Origin of the sequence: Flavobacterium polysaccharolyticum, assembly GCF_038739875.1 — a bacterium.
GTDB lineage: Bacteria > Bacteroidota > Bacteroidia > Flavobacteriales > Flavobacteriaceae > Flavobacterium > Flavobacterium polysaccharolyticum.
Window position 1 is genome coordinate 212265 of record NZ_JBCGDP010000004.1, and the last position, 21722, is coordinate 233986.

17 protein-coding genes are annotated in these 21722 nt (G+C 33.9%); 9 read left to right on the plus strand and 8 right to left on the minus strand.

From position 1 onward, the window contains the following. Window positions 1-2 precede the first annotated feature (2 nt). The 9 genes from WFZ86_RS05965 (at window position 3) to WFZ86_RS06005 (ending at window position 16713) form a co-directional block, all read left to right on the plus strand. Window positions 3-1142 carry an FIST signal transduction protein gene (locus WFZ86_RS05965; protein ID WP_342691090.1) on the plus strand — a complete coding sequence of 380 codons (1140 nt, stop codon included), beginning with the start codon at window positions 3-5 and terminating at the stop codon, window positions 1140-1142. 3 nt (window positions 1143-1145) lie between these two features. After that, window positions 1146-4964 carry a PAS domain S-box protein gene (locus WFZ86_RS05970; RefSeq protein WP_342691091.1) on the plus strand — a complete coding sequence of 1273 codons (3819 nt, stop codon included), beginning with the start codon at window positions 1146-1148 and terminating at the stop codon, window positions 4962-4964. A 126-nt stretch (window positions 4965-5090) separates the two neighbouring features. Further along, on the plus strand, window positions 5091-5525 hold the full coding sequence (locus WFZ86_RS05975; protein WP_342691092.1) for a response regulator: 435 nt from the start codon (window positions 5091-5093) through the stop codon (window positions 5523-5525). 22 nt (window positions 5526-5547) lie between these two features. Further along, complete coding sequence (locus WFZ86_RS05980; protein WP_342691093.1) at window positions 5548-5925, plus strand: hypothetical protein; 378 nt, start codon at window positions 5548-5550, stop codon at window positions 5923-5925. Window positions 5926-6434: 509 nt separating this feature from the next. Continuing rightward, window positions 6435-8816 carry a hypothetical protein gene (locus WFZ86_RS05985; protein WP_342691094.1) on the plus strand — a complete coding sequence of 794 codons (2382 nt, stop codon included), beginning with the start codon at window positions 6435-6437 and terminating at the stop codon, window positions 8814-8816. A 313-nt stretch (window positions 8817-9129) separates the two neighbouring features. Continuing rightward, complete coding sequence (locus tag WFZ86_RS05990; RefSeq protein WP_342691095.1) at window positions 9130-10362, plus strand: glycosyltransferase family 4 protein; 1233 nt, start codon at window positions 9130-9132, stop codon at window positions 10360-10362. Window positions 10363-10756: 394 nt separating this feature from the next. Next, window positions 10757-11827: a glycosyltransferase family 4 protein gene (locus WFZ86_RS05995; protein ID WP_342691096.1), complete on the plus strand. Its 1071-nt coding sequence runs from the start codon at window positions 10757-10759 to the stop codon at window positions 11825-11827. Window positions 11828-12250: 423 nt separating this feature from the next. Continuing rightward, window positions 12251-12829: a hypothetical protein gene (locus WFZ86_RS06000; protein WP_342691097.1), complete on the plus strand. Its 579-nt coding sequence runs from the start codon at window positions 12251-12253 to the stop codon at window positions 12827-12829. 587 nt (window positions 12830-13416) lie between these two features. After that, window positions 13417-16713, plus strand: a complete 3297-nt coding sequence (locus WFZ86_RS06005) for an Ig-like domain-containing protein (RefSeq protein WP_342691098.1) — start codon at window positions 13417-13419, stop codon at window positions 16711-16713. A gap of 71 nt (window positions 16714-16784) precedes the next feature. On the opposite strand, the gene WFZ86_RS06010 is transcribed toward WFZ86_RS06005, so the two are convergent. From WFZ86_RS06010 to ruvC, 8 genes are all read right to left on the minus strand, one after another. After that, entirely contained in the window at window positions 16785-17144 is a 360-nt protein-coding gene (locus tag WFZ86_RS06010) for an MmcQ/YjbR family DNA-binding protein (RefSeq protein ID WP_342691099.1), read from the minus strand. A 6-nt stretch (window positions 17145-17150) separates the two neighbouring features. After that, on the minus strand, window positions 17151-17501 hold the full coding sequence (locus tag WFZ86_RS06015) for a DUF4260 domain-containing protein (RefSeq protein ID WP_342691100.1): 351 nt from the start codon (window positions 17499-17501) through the stop codon (window positions 17151-17153). Between the two features lie 2 nt (window positions 17502-17503). Then, entirely contained in the window at window positions 17504-17911 is a 408-nt protein-coding gene (locus tag WFZ86_RS06020) for a GNAT family N-acetyltransferase (RefSeq protein WP_342691101.1), read from the minus strand. Continuing rightward, window positions 17908-18663: a cyclase family protein gene (locus WFZ86_RS06025; RefSeq protein ID WP_342691102.1), complete on the minus strand. Its 756-nt coding sequence runs from the start codon at window positions 18661-18663 to the stop codon at window positions 17908-17910. Before WFZ86_RS06025 ends, WFZ86_RS06020 begins: the two co-directional genes overlap by 4 nt. Window positions 18664-18720: 57 nt before the next feature. Further along, on the minus strand, window positions 18721-19098 hold the full coding sequence (locus tag WFZ86_RS06030; RefSeq protein WP_342691103.1) for a GxxExxY protein: 378 nt from the start codon (window positions 19096-19098) through the stop codon (window positions 18721-18723). Window positions 19099-19336: 238 nt separating this feature from the next. Continuing rightward, on the minus strand, window positions 19337-20473 hold the full coding sequence (gene hemW, locus WFZ86_RS06035; RefSeq protein WP_342691104.1) for a radical SAM family heme chaperone HemW: 1137 nt from the start codon (window positions 20471-20473) through the stop codon (window positions 19337-19339). Window positions 20474-20584: 111 nt separating this feature from the next. After that, entirely contained in the window at window positions 20585-20956 is a 372-nt protein-coding gene (locus tag WFZ86_RS06040) for a four helix bundle protein (RefSeq protein WP_342691105.1), read from the minus strand. 98 nt (window positions 20957-21054) lie between these two features. Then, complete coding sequence (gene ruvC / locus WFZ86_RS06045) at window positions 21055-21609, minus strand: crossover junction endodeoxyribonuclease RuvC (RefSeq protein WP_159691043.1); 555 nt, start codon at window positions 21607-21609, stop codon at window positions 21055-21057. Window positions 21610-21722 lie beyond the last annotated feature (113 nt).

Consider the following 21722-nt stretch of genomic DNA (forward strand, 5'->3'; position numbering starts at 1 on the left):
TCATGAAAGTAGCATCCTTTTTGTACGAAAATCAAGATTTTACAAAAGAAATCAACAATGAACAACTGTCTGTAGAAAAGACAAATTTAGTTATTGGTTTTGGTGCCAGAGACTTAGTTGCGGATCAATCTCATTACAATGCCATTAGGGAAAAATTTCCCAACGCTGTTCTAGCCATGGCCTCGTCAGCGGGTGAAATTTTTGACAAAGAAGTTCTTGACAACACGATTTCGCTGGTTGCTATGCAGTTTGACGATACAAAAATCAACACCTCTGAGGTAAATATTGAAGATTATACTAGCAGTTTTGATGCTGGAAAAGCACTAGTAGCACAACTCCCAAAAGCAGAACTTAAACTAATCTTTGTACTCTCAGATGGTGGAAAAGTAAACGGAAGCGAGCTGGTAAAAGGCATTAATGAAGCTACCGAAAGTAAAATTCTAGTTACTGGAGGATTGGCTGGGGACGGTTCTAAATTCGAAAAGACCTATGTAGGATTAAATCAAGTACCCACTTCAGGCAAAATCGCAGCCATAGGTTTTTATGGCGAGAAACTACAAGTATCGCATGGTTCGATTGGTGGGTGGGAAAGCTTTGGATTGGAGCGTACCGTAACCAAATCAGACAAAAACATTCTTTATGAAATTGACAATAAAAGCGCATTAGAGCTATACAAAAACTACTTAGGAAAATACGCTCAAGAATTACCTGGCTCTGCCTTATTATTCCCTCTTTCGATAAAGCTAAACGATAAAGAAGATGTCATTGTACGCACCATTTTGTCTATAGATGAACAAAACCAATCAATGACTTTTGCTGGAGATTTACCTCTTGGCAGCAAAGTACGTTTCATGAAAGCCAATTTTGACAAACTCATCGACGCAGCTAGCGATGCGGCTAATCATTGCTTACGAATGAATACTATGTCACCCAAAGTGGCTTTATTAATAAGTTGCGTAGGAAGAAAAGTAATCCTTAACAATAGAATTGACGAAGAAGTAGAAGCTGTTTCTGATATTTTCAATAACACCACTTTACTAACGGGCTTTTACTCCTATGGAGAAATTTCACCACTTCGCCCTTTTTCGGGTTGTGAATTACACAACCAAACCATGACCATCACTTGTTTAAATGAACTCTGATTTATGACTACTTTTCATAAACTTTTACAAAAGCAAATTAATAAACATCTTTCTCCTGATTGCATACAAAATCCATCAATGGTGACCTTTTTGAATGCTGTAAACGAGTCATATGCCTCCTATGAAAGGGACAGAGATTTAATGAATCACTCTTTTATAGAAAGCGAAAAAGAATACAATGAAATTCATCAAAATCTCAAAAAAGAGTATGAACTTAAGCAGCAATCTATTTCCAATTTATATGATAGTTTAGAAGCTCTAGAAGACGATTATAAGAGTATTAAAGCAGATGATGCTGTGGATGATATTTTATTCATTTCAAAATACTTAAATCAGCAAATAGAAAATAGAAAGAATACTGAAAAAGACCTTTTGAGAACTGTTGAACTCTTAAAAACACTTTTAGCCAACCTCCGATCTGGAATTTTGGTTGAAGATGAAAACAGAACGATTCTTTTTACCAATCATCTATTTTGCAAAATATTTTCGATACCAGTAAGCCCTGACGATATGGTTGGTATAGATTGCACGAACTCTGCAGAACAATCGAAACATTTGTTTAAAGATCCAGACTCGTTTAGCGAAGGAATTGTAACAACACTCTCGAAAAGAGAAGTAGTGACCAATGAACTTTTAGAAATGGTCGACGGTCGTTTCTTTGAGCGCGATTATATCCCCATATTCATCGCCAATGAGTACAAAGGACACCTCTGGAAATATACCAATGTGACCCAACGTATAGAAAATCAAATTTTATTAGAACAAAGCGAGGAGCGTAGTCGAATTGTAATGAATTCTTCTTTGAATGCAATCATTACTGTAGATCATACCGGCAAAATAACATTTTGGAACGAACAGGCTCGGGCAATTTTTGGTTATGAAGCCAAAGAAGTATTAGGCAAAATTTTTACTGAATTCATGATTCCTGAGCGCAACAAAACACAATGGGAACATTCTATTTATCAATATTTAACAGAAGGATATAACGAATTTTTGAATAAAAATGTTGAACTTATTGGGGTTAAAAAATCAGGAGACGAATTCTTAGCTGAAATATCCATCATCCCAATTACTCAAAATGGTGAAACCTTCTTTTGTGCTTTTTTACAAGATATTTCCAAAAGAAAAGAAGCCGAAAACCAACTTTCAGAAAATTTAGTTTTACTAAAAACGCTCTTGGCCAACCTTCAATCGGGTATTATGGTCGAAGATATGGATCGTAAAATTGTGTTTACCAATCAGCTTTTTTGTGACATGCGCAACATTACCCTTTCGCCAAACGAAATGATTGGAAGAGACTGCAGAGAACTAATCAGTAATACCAAACTCCTTTTTAAAAATGAAGAAGAATTTGTAGAACGGGTAAATGAAATTATTACAGCAAAAAAAATTGTGGTTCGAGAATTGATTGAAACCAAAACCAACTTATTTTACGAAAGAGACTACATTCCTATTATCATCGCACAAGAATACAAAGGACATCTCTGGAAATATACCGATGTTACGGAGCGCATTCACAACCAAATACTTTTGGAACAAAGTGAAGAACGCAACCGAAACATCATGAATGCCTCATTGAATGCGATTATCAATATTGATCAAAAAGGGAAAATAACGTTTTGGAACAACCAAGCGGAGGTTATTTTTGGTTGGAAAAAAGAAGAAGTAATGGGCAAACCCCTAACCGAAACTATCATTCCTAAGCAACATCACCAAGGGCATAATAATGGCATGAAACATTATTTAGCCACTGGAGAAGGCCCCGCATTGAATAAAAACATTGAACTCCCTGCCGTTAACCGAGAAGGAAAAGAGTTCCCAGTAGAAATCGCCATTATTCCTTTAAAATTAAATGGGGAATCCTTTTTTTGCTCCTTCATTCAAGATATTTCTGAAAGAAAAAAAGCAGAGAATAAACTAAAATACCAAGAAGAAAAATACCGCAACATTATCTCTAACATGAACCTTGGACTCATAGAAGTTGATAATGAAGAAATTATTCAGTTTGTGAATCATAGTTTTGCAGAAATGTCTGGCTATGATATTGAGGATTTGATAGGCAAAAATCCGTCGGAAATTTTTGTATTTGGTGAGTATTTCGACAAAATGCAACATAAAAAAGAATTACGTACACAAGGCATTTCGGATGTATATCAAATCCCTATAAAAGACAAAAGAGGCGAACTCAAATGGTGGGCCATAAGCGGTGCTCCTAATTATGATGATCAAGGAAATTTGGTAGGTTCAGTGGGAATTCATCTCGATATAACGGATCAAAAACAACTCGAGATCGAACTGAATGAACAAAAACAGAAAGCGGAAGAAGCATCTAAAGCCAAAGAAGTATTCTTAGCCAATATGAGTCATGAAATTCGAACACCACTCAACGCTATTATTGGGTTCTTGAGAGAGTTGGGCAAGCAAGAACTTAGCGATTTACAAAAAAAATACATTGACAATAGCACGATTGCTTCTAGACATTTACTAGCTATACTAAATAACATTTTAGACATTTCTAAAATAGAAGCCGGCGAAATGGAACTCGAAAATGAAGATTTTGTTTTTGAAGAATCGATAGACAAAGTTATCAAAGTATTACATCCTTTAGCCGAACAAAAAGGATTAAAACTTTCGGCTAGTATTGATACAAAAGTTCATCCAGTGTTAAAAGCTGATTCGTTACGCATAGAACAAATTCTATTTAACTTAGTCGGAAATTCAATAAAATTCACCCAAAATGGAAGAATAGATTTGAAATGCGAAGTCATAGCTGATCTAGCTAATTTTCAAAAAATTCAAATCAAAGTTACCGACACCGGAATTGGGATGGATCAAAACTACATCGAAACCATCTTTAGAAAATTCTCCCAAGAAGACAAAGCCATCACTAGAAAGTTTGGCGGAACTGGTTTAGGAATGGCTATAACCAAAGAATTGGTTACATTAATGCATGGCGATATAAAAATAGAAAGCGAAAAAGGTGCAGGTACCACTTTTTTTATTACACTAGCATTAGAAAAAGGAAATCCAGACAAAGTAAAAGAATACCATAAGGAAGTCAATGTAAATATCTCGGGACTTTCGATTTTATTGGTAGAAGACAACAAAATGAACCGCATGGTGATTCAAAATTCTATGTATTATTTTAATTGTTCTGTAACCGAAGCCGAAAACGGAATTGAAGCACTTGAACTTTTAAAACATCAAACTTTTGATATTATCTTAATGGATATACAAATGCCAGAAATGGACGGAATTGAAGCTACGAAAATTATACGAAACGAATTCAAACTCAATACACCTATTATCGCTTTGACCGCAAATGCCTTCAAATCAGAAATTGAAAACTGCAAAAATGCGGGCATGGATGACTATGTAACCAAACCATTTGATGAATTTTTATTGGTAGAAACTATTGCTAAACTCACTGTAAACCGTCCAAAAAATAGTCTTTCTTTAAAAACAACAGACCGCGTTCCTAACATTTATAACCTAACTGTATTGAGAAACTTGAGTAGAGGAAATGAAGATTTTGTCCAAAAAATGATACTCATATTTGTGGAGCAAACTTCTCAAATTTTGATAGATCTGGATATCTCACTACAAGAAAACAACTTTACGAACATCAATCGCTTGATACACAAACTAAAACCAAGTGTAGAAAGTCTAGGAATAAACAGTGCCTTAACAAATATTACAACACTAGAAAAATCAATTAAGACAAAATCAAACCTAAAGGAAGTAACGACTTTACTTTATAACATAAAACTCGTTTTAACACAAGCCATCACACAGCTCCAAGAAAATGAATTAAAACAGTAATTCTATTGGAATAATATTCCAATTTTTGGAAAAAAAGAACAAGCTAAAAAGCACCAATCCCTTTATTTATAAGGGTTGGTGCTTTTTGGCTTGAAATTGGTATAGTCAATATAAAAATTTTATTCTATGGAAAATTCAACTCAATTCAAATTCTTTATTGTAGACGATGATATTTTTTGTGCCAATGTATATGAACAATATTTGTCGAACCTGAACTATACTGATATTACTTATTTCAGCAATGGTAAAGACTGCCTGAGCAATCTTGATCAAAATCCCGACATCATTTTTTTAGACTATAATATGGATGATTTGACAGGATTTGAAGTATTAAAAAAAATCAAACGATACAATCCTAATGTTTATGTCGTGATGGTTTCGGGTCAAGAAAATATCAAAACTGCTGTTGATGCTTTAAAACATGGTGCTTTTGATTATGTAACCAAAAACGCTTTTGTGTGTGAAAAAATCACACAAATAATCAACAAAATTAGTCAAGTAAAAACAGAATTAAACTATTCAAATCCAACAATATTCAAGAAACTCATGGGCTTTTTATAAATGATAACCTTGCAATACAATTATGAAAACATTGATACCATTAACTCTACTACTTATACTCTTAAGCAGTTATAAAACCTATAACATTTTTGAATATAAAGACCAAAAAAAACTAATTGCTCCCGAAATTAAAGCACTCGAATCATTTGCTTGGACAACAAAAACCACCAAAGGACTTCCTCTAGATAAGGACATGTGTCACAAAGCTGAAGTGCTTTCTACTAAATTTTCCGAAAATTTCTCAATAGAAATAGATGGAACATTTGTAAGTATAAAAGGTCTTTATAAGCGCCAAGGTTTTCAATTACTTTCTAAAAAAGAGTGTTTGCTTATTTATAAAGAAAGTATTGTAACCCCTTTTCCTAAAAATGAAGGAAAATTTTTAGCGCAGTTATACTAGTCCATTATTGACTCCCAAAAATATTATGTATAGTGCATTTACGCCACAGCAAATAATCCTCAAAACTGTGACAAAAAATCCTCATAAGAAATCTTAGATTATCTTTTTGAAAACTTTGATTATACAAAGATTAACCCTCACAACTTTACTCGTTTTAACTCAAAGAACAAACAAACTCGACTTATGCTTATCGAAATTATGATTCTAATTAACATTTATTAGCTTACTGAATTAGATGTTTTTTAGTGAAAGCAATTATAACAGACTAAATTTATCAAACAGACAGCTTGTCTATACACTATATAAAAAGCAATACCACCTTACCTCGTTTTAAATACTATTTCACCAAAAAAGAAGATCAGATTGGTCTTTAAAAATTTCCAAAAAATAACTTTTTTCCAAAATATGGAAAAACAATCAGCCCTGAGAACGCTAAAACCCTTGTGAAATCAAGGGTTTTTTGTTTTGGCATAGTTTTTCAAATAGGTATAGAACAAAACACTATGAAGATGAAAACTATTTTAAAATTAACTGGCTACGATTTCTCTCCAAAAAAAATAACTGGAAACGAAGAAAGTATATTACTATCCTATATCGCTAACCGAGATGGTTCGCCAAGATGGATTTGGAACTCCGAGAATAATGAACCTCTTTTCTTAAAATTCTACAATGTAGGTAGCAAAAGTTCTTGGCTTTATGCAAAATTAATTCAAATCGTTTTTGCATTACAATTACAACGTCTTTTTTTCAAGCAAAAAAAATGGTTCTATTCTGTTGACAAAAATCCTCTATTTGATTGCAAAAGCAGTTGGGCGTTATTTACAGGCACAGTAGGCTCAAACAATAAAGCTATTTTATATGCTAATAAGACTTTCTATAAAATTGCTTCTACTGAAAATGCAGCTCAATTAATAGAAAACGAATACAAAGTAATGAAAGAATTGCAACTAACCCCAAAAGGTTTTACAACCCCATTGGTACGTAAAATTAACAAACAAATTATACAACTTTCTGATGTCTCAATAAACGGCAAAAGAAAGACCAAAATTTCAGATAGCCATTTGAAAGTATTGAATGAAATGGCCTTGATAAAAAAACAAACCATTATTGTAGAAAACTGGAATTGGTTCCATCAATTAAAATCTAACTTTTTAGAGATTCAAGACTCAAGAATCCCTCAAAACTTGGTACGCAAAATAGAATTTTTATTAAATACAGTAACCAATAAACAAAGAGTCACAATTGGGTTCTCACAAGGAGATTTCACCCCTTGGAATCAATTTCAACAAGGCGACACTATCGCTTTGTATGATTGGGAATTAGCGCGATTAGATCGTCCATTTGCATTTGATTATTTTCATTTTGTTATTCAACAAGGAGTACTAGTTGATAGCAAAAATTGGTCTAGCATATACAAAGACTTAAAAGAACAATGCGTAGATAGCCAAGGAAACTGTCTTTTCCATAATGATTTAGATACGTTCAAGACACAACTAAAATGGTATTTCTTAACCAACTGTATGCATTACCTAAAAGAATATGCAGCACAAGAAAAATGGCAAAATAAAATCGAAAGGTTATTGAATCTATGGAATGAAGGATTAGATTTATTCTTTGAAGAAGAAAAAGTACCCAGAGAATTAGTAATTATGGAAATCTTTGACAGTATTCAAAACACTGAATATGGTGCCTTAAAGTTCCCAAATTATGTTCCCGAAAAACTTAGTGAAACATCACAAATTGATCTTGTTATTGAAAAAAAAGGAGCTAAAAAATTACTTCACCTCCTGATGAATCATCATTTGGTGAGTCATGTTTCGGTTCAAAAAAAATCGTTCATGTATGCAATTCAAGCTATTCTTATAGATGGAAGTATTTTGGCTTTGGATTTAATTTGGCAAATAAAAGTTCGAGGATTAGAGGTTATGAATGCGCATGAGGTTTATAAAAACAATCCATTGTCCCCTTTTGGAATTAAGCAAGCGCGCACTATAGATTCTGCTAGATTTACAGCTTTATCGTGTTTGTTAAACAACACCAACGTGCCTAGCCGATATAGCCATTATATACCATTACTAGAAAAATCTCAAAACGTATTAGACTTGCAGATTAGCTATTGCATTCAAAACAACAATAGTGACACATCAAGATTATTACAATTCATCAAGAAAAATCCTAAAAACCAATCCTTTTTATATTTCAATAATATGCTTATGTATGTTCTTGATACGTTGAAAAATTATGCCAACAACAGCGGATATGTCATTACTTTTAACGGTATAGATGATACTGAACAATCAACAGCTATTGAACAAATAGCCCAACGTATACAAAAACAGCTTCGTAAACCAGTAGTAGTCTTACGTCAACGCCCCTCAATACTACCATTGTTAAGTAAATGGAACCTATCAAAAGAAGTAACACAATTAGCAACTATAAATATTCCTTCTAGTCAAGAAAAAAACAAAACTACTATTGATTCGTTGCTTCCATTTTCTTATTACTATTTGAATTACATCATTGGCCAATTTGTGATTTATTTCAAATACATTATTCGTGGATATGTCGTGGTGTATGATCGATACTATTTTGATTTTATCAATGACCACAAACAAAGTGATATCCTTTTGCCAAAAAAACTGACCGTCTTTGGTTATGATTTTTTAATGCTACCTGATTTTAATTTCTTTCTTTTTTCAGATGCTTCTACCATTATGAAAAAAAAACAAGAACCTATTAAAAATGCTATTGAGGAACTTACTTCAGATTACAAACAGTTGTTCGAAAGACAACAAAAAAGAAGGAGTTTAAGTATATATCAATCTATCAATATCGTAGACTCTGATATCACTATGAATCAAGTATTAAAAACGCTAACCATAATGAACTAATGACATCGTAACAAGATAAAATTATTCGATTTAATAAATACGCATTTTAATTTAATCCTGATAAATACCGCTGCCTTACATCAGTCCCTTTGGAATAAATTGGGTTAATTTATTTGTTACAGAAAAATCCAGTTTCTATTTATAAATCCAAAGGGGATGTTGTTTGGTAAAATGACATGCAAACTCGAATTTCTTTATAATCAGCATAATGACAACCGTTGATTAAATTGGTTTACAGAATACTATCGAAATCCTTTCAAGGGAGCACTACAACTTAGTGAAGTAATCACCAAAATACTAACAACCCGAAACTATGTCAATCAAAACAATTTTAGTCACTTGTTATGCCGTAAACCCTTATAAAAGATTAGAAGACGGAATGGAATGGAACTTTATCCTTCAAATTGCACGCTATCAAAAAGTCATTGCCATAACTAGGAAAAACAATCAAGCCGCCATAGAAAAGTACCTTAGCGAGAATATAAATCCAATATTCAGCAATATCACTTTCTTATATTTTGACTTACCCTATTGGATGCGTTTTTGTAAAAAAGGAGAAAAAGGAGGCTTGTTACATTATTATATGTGGCAGCGTGGCATTGTATCTTTCATAAAAAGGCAAACGCTTTGTTATGATATTGTACACAACCTCAACTTTCATAATGACTGGATGCCTGTTTTTCTATGGAAATTGAAAAAACCTATGGTTTGGGGGCCCGTTGGACACCCCCAACGTATTCCAAAGCAATATCTAAAACTTTATTCCAAAAAGCAACATTTGACCAATGAATTGAGTTGGTTAATAAAAAAAACATACTGGAAATACTCTTGGGATTTGCATAAAACAATTGATAATAGCGCACATATTTGGTGCTTGAATCATAGTGTCCCAGCAACATTAGGACTAAAAGGAAATAATTACTCCATCTATCCCTCAGTAGCATCAAAAGATTTTTACACTGAGAAAAAAGATACGAATAATTACTTTCGTGTTTTAAGTGTGGGGCGCTTTGTAGCGACAAATGGTTTTGACTTAGCGTTACATTCTTTTATTGGATTTGTAAAATCTTTACCTATTACAGAACAAAAACTATGTAAACTCACTCTTGTAGGAACGGGTCCAGAAAGAAAATTATACCAAAGAATCATTCAAGAAAATCAAGCCGATGATTTCGTTGAAATGACCGAATGGATGGATCATCAATCGTTGATGAAACAATACCAAGAAGCAACAGTATTCCTGTTCCCATCCCATGAAGCTTCTGGAATGGTTGTCGCAGAAGCGCTTTCGTTTGGGTTACCAATTATCTGCTTAGAGAATGAGGGACTTGGACATTACATTGACGAATCATTAGGCATTAGTGTCCCAGAACAAAACTACGCTGATACAATAATCGCTTTAAAACAAGCACTGCTCAAACTTTACAAAATTCCACATCTTACAAATATAATGAGCGATCGAGCACGAAAACACTATGAAAACAAATTCAGTTGGGAAAGTAGAGAATCTTATTTACACAACATCTACAATCAAATTGAAGAATAGTAAACGAAGCATGAGTTGCTGTAAACACTTCTAATATGAAGAGACTTGTCTATCTGCACCAGTAAGCGAAGCATTATAAAAAGCTGCGTTCAATAATTTAAGCTGTTTTTAACTATAATGTTAGAAAGAAAACTCCCTCTCTTCGAATAGATTATTCCCACTTATTTATCAAATTCATTCTAAAAGTAAAACTAATTTAATTTTTTCCAATTACCATTCTATAATCCAAAATTTGGAATTTTTTTAGTGCCAAAAAAAAGGAACCCCCAGTGTTTACTGGTTTTTATAACTCTAGCATAATTCTTGGCATAGCTAAAAAGAACAATGGCATAAAACCATTACAAGTAACTAAGAGAAAAAACTATTTACATAACATTAATATCAAAACTACATTATGAAAATTATAGCCATACATTTATTAAACGATTTTAGTGAAAGTTCAAAAGTTTTGAAACAATTAGTAAAAGGTTGGACCAAAAACAATATCAATACCGAACTTTACATGGGAAGAGGCAGAAAAGGTTTATTGTCAAATACACCTCAATCTACTACACATCATTACTGGTATTCATCCTTTAAAAATCCAATTTTTAGATTGATCTCTATTATTATTAGTCAATTTATACTGTTTTTTAAACTTCTTTTTAATTTAAAAAAAACCGATATTCTTTATATCAACACTGTGTTGCCTTTTGGAGCTGCAATCGCAGGAAAAATAAGAGGATGCAAAATCATGTTCCACATACATGATACTAGTATGACTCCAAAAATTTTTAAATTTTTTCTTTTTGAAGTTGTAAAATGGACAGCCAACGAAGTTGTGTATGTTTCAAATTTCTTAGCCAATCAAGAACCATTGAAGATAAAATCCAACGTCATTTACAACGTACTCGAAAAAGACTTTTTGAAACAATGTAAAGGTATTAAACCTAGCCAAAAAATCGATAAAATTGTATTGATGATTTGCTCACTGAAAGCTTACAAAGGCGTGAATGAATTTTTACATCTAGCACATTTGAATCGAAAATACACTTTCAAGTTGGTAGTGAATGCTTCGCAAAAAGAAATTGACAATTATTTTAAAAAAGAAGTACTCCCCGAAAATTTATTCATTTATCCTACTCAAAAAGACACACATTGCTTTTATAAAGAAGCCAGTATTGTACTAAATTTGTCCGATACTAGATTATCGATAGAAACCTTTGGCTTAACAGTTCTAGAAGCTATGGCTTATGGATTACCTACAATTGTACCTCCTGTAGGCGGAGTAGTCGAATTAGTAAAAGAAGGCGAAAATGGCTATTTAATTGATAGCAAAAATATTCCATTGCTGTCTAAAAGATTGAATGAAGTACTTCAAAACAATGCGGTTTACCAAAAAATGAGTGCAACAGCCATAGAATACAGTCGATTTTTTTGCGAAGATTATTTCGAAAACGAGTCTACTAGAATTCTTCTTAATTAAAAAACCAAAAAGAAACCTATTCTCAATACTCAAGCATCACCCTTTTTGCCCCCCATCTACAATCAGGTAAATCCTTCTTTCAAAGCTGAGAAATCGCATTAGCATCATTTCTTACTACGAAGAGGATTAACCCACAAAAACAAAACTATCATTGTGCTTTTCTATTTGGATTTTGGGTTTCTGTTTCGGTTTGGTTAACCATTTTTAAACTTCAATCATTTTCTTTACTAAGCTTGGAGTCTTTATAGTTCATTATTCCATTTTAACTTTTGACCAATACATTACTAGAATGGAAATCAATTCTAAAAAAAACTAGAAATTAATAGCATTTTTTTCTTTAAAAAAAAAACCTCTTCTCTTTTTATTTTTTATTAACCAAATAAATATTTAGCTATATTTGTTTTAAATCAATCTAAGCCACATATGATTCGATTATATCCAAACGAACAAATTAAAGAATTCGACGTACACGAATCCTTGCAATTGCGCTATGCAATTACCAGCCGAGGAAGGCTGATTAGTTTTAAAGACCGAATTGAAGAAGGTCGCGAATTAAAAGGAAGCATGATAGACGGCTACCGTATCTTTCGCTACAAAATCAATTCTGGTGAGAAACCAGTCAACCGACATCTCTTTTTTTACAAACTCATTGCGGAGCATTTTATCCCTAAACATTCCGAAGATCAGGTTCACGTGTTACATTTAGATTATGTGCGTGATAACGATTCTCTTCGAAACTTGAAATGGGCTACACGCGAAGAATTTTTGGAACACAACCGAAAAAGTCCACACGTGATTCAAGCAAGAAAAAATTTGCTTGAACACAACATCAAGTCTGATGGTAGAAAATTGACGGTGACCAAAGTGATGCGTATCAAAAAAATGTTGCAAAATCCTAACAGAAAAACTAGGATTAAAATGATTGCCAAGCAATTTGGTGTCAGTGAAATGCAAATTTTCCGCATTAAATCTGGGGAAAACTGGGGACATATCGTCGTCTAATCATTTGATAAAGCAGTAATTTCAAGCTGCATTTCTCATAAGCTTTTAAAGACCAATCAAACGATTAGTTGGTCTTTAATACTTTGGGCATAGTATCATAGCGTCTTGATTAATCAAGATGTTATGATACTATGCCCATTTATAATTTTAATAAACAAGAAAACTATTTCAAAGATAACTTTGAATCACACTTTAGATTCATCGATATTTTATTTCATTACTTCCTCGAAAGCAGCTTTTGCTTGAATTAGTAAATCTTACTTCTTACAATATTACTTTTTTCCTTTTTGTAATTTCAAAAGCAATTTGGCATAACAATACACCATGAAAAAAATTAATTCGTATTGACGCTTTTAGATAAATTTTAAAAAACGTTTTTCATATTTATTTGACAAAAAGCGTATTTAATTAGTGGTTTAATAGTCAAAAACACATTTTTGATGTGTTTTTGTAATAGTACTAAATCATTTAAAAACACTTCATTCGGTGTATATTTACAATAAAATATATTTATTAACCTAAAACACTGAATTATATTCAGTTGCAACACTTAGTATTATTTTCCCAAATCTAAAACTAACTAATTTATGAAAAATTTTTATCTATCGTTTATCTTTTCCCTTTTGATAGGAGGGCTCTTTGGAAAAGCATCTGCTCAAGGCGGTGCCAACATTGTAAATAGCTTCGGTCGTCTACAAGTTAAAAACGCACATGTTTGTGCTGAAAACGGAACTCAAATCAGTCTAGGAGGCGTTAGTATGTTCTGGAGTGGTTGGTCTACAAAATACTATAACGCCAATACTGTAAATTATTTGGTTGATAATATGAAATCTTCCATCGTACGTGCTGCTTATGGTGTTCCTACCCATGTAGATCCACCAGGATTACCTGGTCCACAAGGTAATGTTCAAGATGTTCGAAACATTATTGAGGCTGCCATTGCTAGAGGTATATATGTAATCATTGATTGGCATAGTGAAGGTGACTTAACTCCTTACAAACAACAGGCAAAATCATTCTTTTCGGATATGATTCGAGATTATGGTCGGTACAACAACGTAATGTACGAAGTATGGAATGAGCCTACAAATTCACCTACATCAACCATTCAAGCATATTGCCAAGAATTAACCAATCATATTCGTAGTGAAGAAGCAAAATACGGTCACACAAGTAAATTAATAATATGTGGCTCTCAAACATGGTCACAATATCCTAACTCATACACTATTAATGACCCTGGCAAAAATGTTGCTTTTACTTTTCATGGTTATTTTGACAACGAACCATCTCATCTAACTCAATTACAAAACAATGTAAAAGCAGCAATGGATATGGGTAATGCAGTGTTTGTTACTGAGTACGGTGCCAAATTTTGCGAAAATACGAATACTTCTACTGCTATCAAATGGTGCCAAGATAATGGTATTAGCATGTGTGCTTGGTCTGCTAATGACAAAGTGGAAGCTTGGTCCATATTTACCAACAATTTGGACGGTTTAACTTGTGTCGGTAATTATTACAAAAGCAAATTATTAAGTTGGCCAACTCCTGTTGTTACAAAAATATATCCAACTTCTGTTTCTATTAGTCCGGCAAATGCAACCATTTTAACTTTAGGAGGAACAACACAATTATCAAAATCTTTTGTACCTGCAAATACTACTGAAACAAATGCAACTTGGTCTTCAAGTAATACAGCAATTGCAACCGTAAATGCGGCAGGTGTTGTAACAGCCATCGGTGTCGGATCAGCCACAATAACTGTAACTTCTAAAGACAAAGACGGAAAAAACATTACAGGCACATCAAACATAACAGTTAAAAACCTAGTAAATATAGCTTTAAACAAACCCGTTACAGTTTCATCCGTTGAAACTGGCGCAACTGTTAGTGTGATTGGTTCAAATGCTGTCGATGGAAATACTTCAACTCGTTGGTCAAGTGTTGCAAATGACCCTCAATCTTTACAAGTAGATCTGGGAGCCTCTTATACAATTTCAAGTATTTCTATCAACTGGGAGGTTGCATCCGCAAAAGAGTATACCATACAAATTTCATCAAATGGAACTAACTGGACTACTATTGCTACTCAAACAAACATGGCAACAGGAGCAAGAATAGATAATCTTGCAATAAATGGAACTTGCCGCTATATTAAAATCAATGGTACTGCAAGAACATCTGTTTATGGATTTTCTATTTATGAATTTGAAGTTTATGGAACTCTTGGTACCGCCATACCTCCAACAAGTGTAAGTATTACTCCAACAACTACCTCTATATTTACAGGCTCGACTACCACATTAATTGCTAATGTTTTACCAACAAACTCAACAGATTTAACTGTAAGTTGGTCCTCAAGCAACACAGCTGTGGCTACAGTAAACACTAGTGGTATTGTAACTGGTATTACACCTGGAACAGCTATAATAACTGCTACAACTACAGATGGTTCATTAAAAGCAACTAGCACTATAACAGTTTTAAATATTCCTTGTACTGGAGTAAACATCAATCCAGGAACTTTAAGTATGATAAAGGGAACAACAAGTCAATTATTAGCAACAATACTCCCTACAAATGCCACTAACAAAAGTGTAACTTATACATCAAGTAATACAGCAATTGTTACTGTAAGTGGAACTGGACTTATAAATGCTATAAATACAGGATCAGCTTACATAACAGCAACTAGTGCAGATGGTAAATGCTATGCAACATGTACCGTAGATGTATCAAATGCTCCCTCTTTCTCTTTGAAAATTGAAGCAGAATCTTATAATTTAAAATCAACAGCCCCAAAATCAGAAGCTTGTTCCGAAGGAGGATTAAATATGGGATGGATTGGCACTGGTGATTGGATGAAATATGCAGTAAACATACCTTCAACAGGTGTTTACACTGTAAATTTCAGAGTGTCTTCTCCAAATAACAATACCCAAGTCCGTTTGGATGCAAATGCAGGCGCAATAGTATTTGGTTCTACCATAATCCCGAATACTTCTGGATGGCAAAATTGGCAAACAGTTAGCGTTCAAATGTCTTTAAATGGAGGATCTTATGATTTAGGTATTAACGCTTTAACTGGAGGTTTTAATATCAACTGGATTGAAATCATAGGAGGAAGTACAACTCCCGTTAACACAACGGGAATTAGCATGGCTCCAACAACCTCATTAGGTGTTGGTGCATCAAGTGCATTAATTCCAACTATTACCCCTAATAACGCCTCTAATAAAAATATAAATTGGATATCAAATAATACTGCTGTCGCCACAGTAAGCAACAATGGGGTTGTAACTGGTATTGCTGTTGGATCTGCAAATATTACTGCTACAACTCAAGACGGTAGTTTCAAAGCAACTTGTACTATTACTGTTACACCTTCTGATTGTCCAACCTGGCAGGCAAATACAAACTATACTATTGGCACGGTTGTAGTATTTAATAACCAAAATTATACTTCGAACAACTCATGGAATAGTTCTGCGGGCGATCCATTTACTGCTACACACTCACAAAGTGGATGGGGATGGGTTATAGGTGGTAAATGTACTGCGAGTCCTATCAGTAGTAGTACTACAAAAACTTATAGTCCGTCTGCTACTACAAACTCAAAAATATCCAGGATATTTGCATATCCAAACCCAGCAAAAAACAATATTGTTACGCTCTCAGGTTCAGATTTTCAAATCCATGAAACCATCAGTATACAGATATATAACCTAACAGGGTTAGTAGTTTACTCCAATCAAATCTTAATAGATGATTCCGGAGCATTTAATCTTCCAATAGCTTCGACAGAAAATTTGAAATCAGGAACTTACATAATAAAAGTTGAAGGTAATGAAGTCAAAAGCACAAAACTAATTATCAACTAGTTTTAAACCCAAAAATGCCATAGTAGTAAAGCTATGGCATTTTTATTTCAATTTTCATGTATGTATTTCATCTAAACCAATCCTTCTTTAATTTTTCTTGTAAGACTTTTATAAACCAAGTCATACGAGTGATCTATTAATGATTTAAGCATAGTATCTGGTACATCTTGATTAATCGCAACGGTGTTCCAATGTATTTTACTCATATGATACCCTTCTTTAATGGCATCATAATTGGCACGCAATTCTAAAGCGCGCTCAGGATCACACTTAAGATTAACCGAAGGCTCTTGCTTTTCCCATTGTTTTAATGAGGACAATGCAAACATTTTGCCTCCTACTTTGAATACTAGTGTTTCCTCATCAAAAGGGAAATGCTCTGTTACTGCTTTTTTTGACAAGCAGTATTCATAAAATGTTTCTAAATTCATCGCTATTTATTTTTCAATTTCTCCTAAGTGCGTATACTTGAATCCCTTTTCATACTTCAACCCATATCCTAACATCCTATCCATAGCAGAATGAGCAAATAGAATCACTGCCAAAAGCTGCAAAATAGTAGTAGAAGTATATATCCCTACAAAATACAATACAATTGCAATACCTCTGTGATGTGCAATGTTGTAACAAATCGCCCCTATCCTATTTCCAAACAAATAGCCAATCATCGAAAAATCAGGCGCTAAAATCAACACCAAAAACCACCACCACGCATACTCCAACTGATTGAATAAATAAATTCCAAGGAGCAATAACCCCAACTCTTCTAGTTTTATAATCTTTTCCATTACTATATTTTTTCCATCATTTTTTCCATCATTTTTTCAGGATGAGCTAAGGATGTAAATCCAAATTTTTGATATAAAAAATGAGCATCTGTCGTGGCCAATCGCCAGATTTTCACTTGTTGCAATTGAGGATCTTCTATCATAGCTTGTATCAAAATCGAAGCATATCCGTTCCCTCGATACTCCTCAGCGATAAAAACATCCATAACATAGGCAAAAACCACATAATCAGTAATTACTCTGGCAAACCCAATTTGGGTATCGTTCTCATAAATACCAAAACACACCGAACTATCAATACATATTTGAACCTCAGCAATTGTTCGACCTGCCGCCCAATAAATATCCTTCAAAAAATTTTGAATAAAAAGAACATCCAACTTTGCTTTATCGGTAGAAACGTGAATCATATTTGGTATAAAATTGGTTTACTTGGACTGGCATCATTTTCAAAAGAAGCGATTTGCAAATTCAACACATAAGCACCATCTAGTACTTCATCGGGCACGTAAATCATTTCGGTGATGGTGCAATTCAATCTTGCATCTGCATTAAGGTTATTCACATCTTTTACATTCCAAAACGCTTTGTGTGCCAATAATTTCCCCTCATCTTTCTCTTTATCTACACTAGGCAAATCGATTAGCAAATGTTGAATGCCGTTTTCACGTATAAAATGCGCCGCTTCTTCCGTCAGATACGGTGGATTGGTATTCGAATAGTTTAGGTGTTTTTTTCGTTTGAAATTGGGCAAAGTCCTAATTATTATAGCTTCTGGCATTGTACCGCCAAGTGCTTTTTTTAGCTGATTTCTAGTAATGACTAAATCTTCGCCCTGCACTTCTGGAACCACAGAAATCAATTCGGCTCGAAAGAAAAACTGTTGCAAACATTGATTCACACTGTAAAATTCACGTGTGATGTGTCCCAAACATTCGGTATGCGTGCCGTGCCCGTGCGGATTGAAAAAGATGTTATTAAAATTGGTCGATGAGCTTCCTTCGGATACTTTCCCTACCCAATCCCCAAAAACCACGGGTTCTATGACGGGTTTTTCGATATACCAAGCAATAGGATTTTCGTCTGTATTGGTCAAAGGAATCGAAATATCAATGGGTTTTGATAGGTCGATTGTATATTCGTTGTTGATGGTTGCTTTCATATTTTTAACCGCAAGGTTCGCAAAGTTTTACGCAAAGTTCGCAAAGTAATTATTTATCTAAAGATTATTTGCCACTCTTTTAATTCCGTTTTTGATTAATACAACATTAAAATTCATAAGTAAACCTAATTTGCAATTCGTTAATTTCAAATAAGTTAGTAATTGAGCAAAATGAACTTCATTTAAGGCGTCCACTGATTTTATTTCTAGTATTAATTTATCTTCAACTACTATATCAATGCGATACCCAACATCTAATTTAACTTCTTCATAAATCAAAGGCAATGGTTTCTGTTTTTGAACGGCTAATCCTGATTTTTTTAATTCATAGAACAAACATTCTTCATAAGCACTTTCCAAAAGTCCTGGGCCTAACGTTTGATGGACTTTTAATGCACAATCAAAAACAACTCTTGATAATTCGTTTTCAGTCATAATTTAGTTATTGTGATTTTTTAACCGCAAAGAACGCAAAGGATTACGCAAAGGTCGCTAAGCTTTGTCTTTGTTGTTTTTAAAATAAATATAAGAAAAAATTTAATCCTTGCTGACCTTGAATAACCCTTTGCGCCCCTTGTGGTTAAGCTTATTCAAATTTAAAAACATCGTCTATAATATTATTTTACCAAAAAAATCCTTGTGAACCTTGCGTAACCCTTTGCGCTCTTTGCGGTTAAACCTCCGAATTTATATAAAACAAATCACTCGCGATTCCATCCGTCAAGAATTTTCCTTTTGGGGTAGGTTTTAGAATGTTGTTTTCAATAGAAAGCAACTCATCCTTTATGAATTTCTCTGACTGTTTAATTAGATAGTCCAAATAATCAAGCCCAAATTCTCTTTCAATTTTATCTAATGCAACGCCCCAAATCGTTCGCAATCCTGTCATAATGTATTCGTTATAACGGTCGGCCGTCGATAAAATTTCAACTTCATTGGGCAATTGATCTTGTTGAATGGCTTTCAAATACAAAGCATTATTCGCCACATTCCAACTTCTCGAAATCCCATCATAACTGTGCGCCGAAGGACCAATTCCGATGTATTTTTTGCCCAACCAATACGCCGAATTGTTCTTCGAGAAATAATTTTCTTTTCCAAAATTGGACAACTCATAATGAATAAAACCATTTTTCTCGAGGGTTTCGATTAGTATTTGGAAATGCGCTTCGGCTACTTCGTCTTTAGGAGCGTCTATTTTACCCTTTTGGATCAGTGTATTCAAAGCAGTTTTGGGCTCTACCGTCAAGGCATAACTCGAAATATGAGGTACACCAAAACGCAAAGCGGTTTCGATATTTTGTTGCCATTGCGCATTACTCATCCCCGGAATACCATAAATCAAATCGATCGAAATATTATCGAAATATTGGGTGGCAAGCTCCAAACATTTTTGGGCTTCTTCCGAATTGTGCGCGCGATTCATCATCGCTAAATCGGCTTCAAAAAAAGACTGAATTCCGATGCTTAATCGGTTAATTCCAATTTTTGAAAGTTCGACCAAATAGTCTTCCGACAAATCATCTGGATTGGCTTCGAGGGTGATTTCGGGATTCTCTGCAACTTTATAGTTTTCATAAATCGAATCCATCTGCATTCTCAAATCTGCTATTTGCAATCTGGTTGGGGTCCCTCCTCCAAAATAAATCGTTTCAATTACTTCGTCTTGAAACTCATTATTACGCAGTTCTATTTCTTTAACCAAAGCCAAAACCATCTCCTCTTTTTTCTTCATTGACGTCGAAAAATGAAAATCGCAATAGTGACAAGCCTGTTTGCAAAAAGGAATGTGGATGTAGATGCCGCTCATAGATTAAGTGTTCAGTGGTCAGGATTTAGTGATCAGTAGTCAGAAAAATGTGGTCAGTATTCGGTAAATAATATTCAGTTTATTCACTGAATATTATTTACCGAATACTGATTACTCTTTTTTTACTCCAAACTTTTCAGGATTTAGTATCATATAATTTATCAATCTTCCAACTTCTTTGGAACTTTCAGTTAAACTATTAAACGACTCTATTGTTATATACTTGCAAGCTAATGCATATTCAAGCCAACCTTGTGTCTCAGAATTTTCGGCATCAGCATCGGTCAATTTGCTATGAAAATATTTAGGATATTCTCTTTTTCGATAGGCTTCAGCAATTGTAATTGTTACGCTTCTCGAACTTCTTCTGATTTGATCTGTTAAAGAATAGGTTTCTTCTTTTGGAAAACTTTTCGATAATTCAAAAACGGCCATAGCAACATCAAACCCTTTTTTATAACTTAATAAATCTTGAAATTTCATCTGTTTTATCTAACTAATTACTTTAAATGAACACTTAAAAACTAATCACTATTTTTTTACATTACACAACCTGAACACTAAAAGCTGAACACTGAACACTACTTCTTAATTCTATCTTCATTATTCTTCACGAAAGCATCCCAACCCGAGTAACTTTTTTCTCCGATTGTTTTTCCAGAATTAAAAAAATGACAAACTGCCGCAGCCAAACCATCGGTTGAGTCGAGGTTTTTGGGCAATTCTTTTAGTCCTAAAAGTTGTTGTAGCATTTTGGCCACTTGTTCTTTGCTGGCGTTTCCGTTGCCTGTGATGGCCATTTTTATCTTTTTGGGTTCGTATTCGGTAATGGGAATATCTCTGGAAAGTCCAGCAGCCATCGCCACACCTTGCGCGCGCCCTAATTTCAACATCGATTGTACGTTTTTGCCAAAGAAAGGCGCTTCAATCGCGATTTCGTCGGGATGGTGCGTTTCAATCAACTCAATAGTGCGCTCAAAAATGACTTTCAATTTTTGGTAATGGTTGTCGTATTTGGACAAAATCAACTCATTGAGCTGAATGAATTCCATTTTCTTGTTGATAACCCGAATCAATCCAAACCCCATTATGGTAGTTCCTGGGTCGATGCCTAATATGATGCGTTCGTTTGACAATTTTTTTGTTTAATTGTTACGCTAAGTTGCTCCAAGCTAACACGAAGATTCACAAAGCTTTCTTTATTGGATAAAATTCAAGATTCTTTGTGAAACTCTGTGTCTCTTTGCGT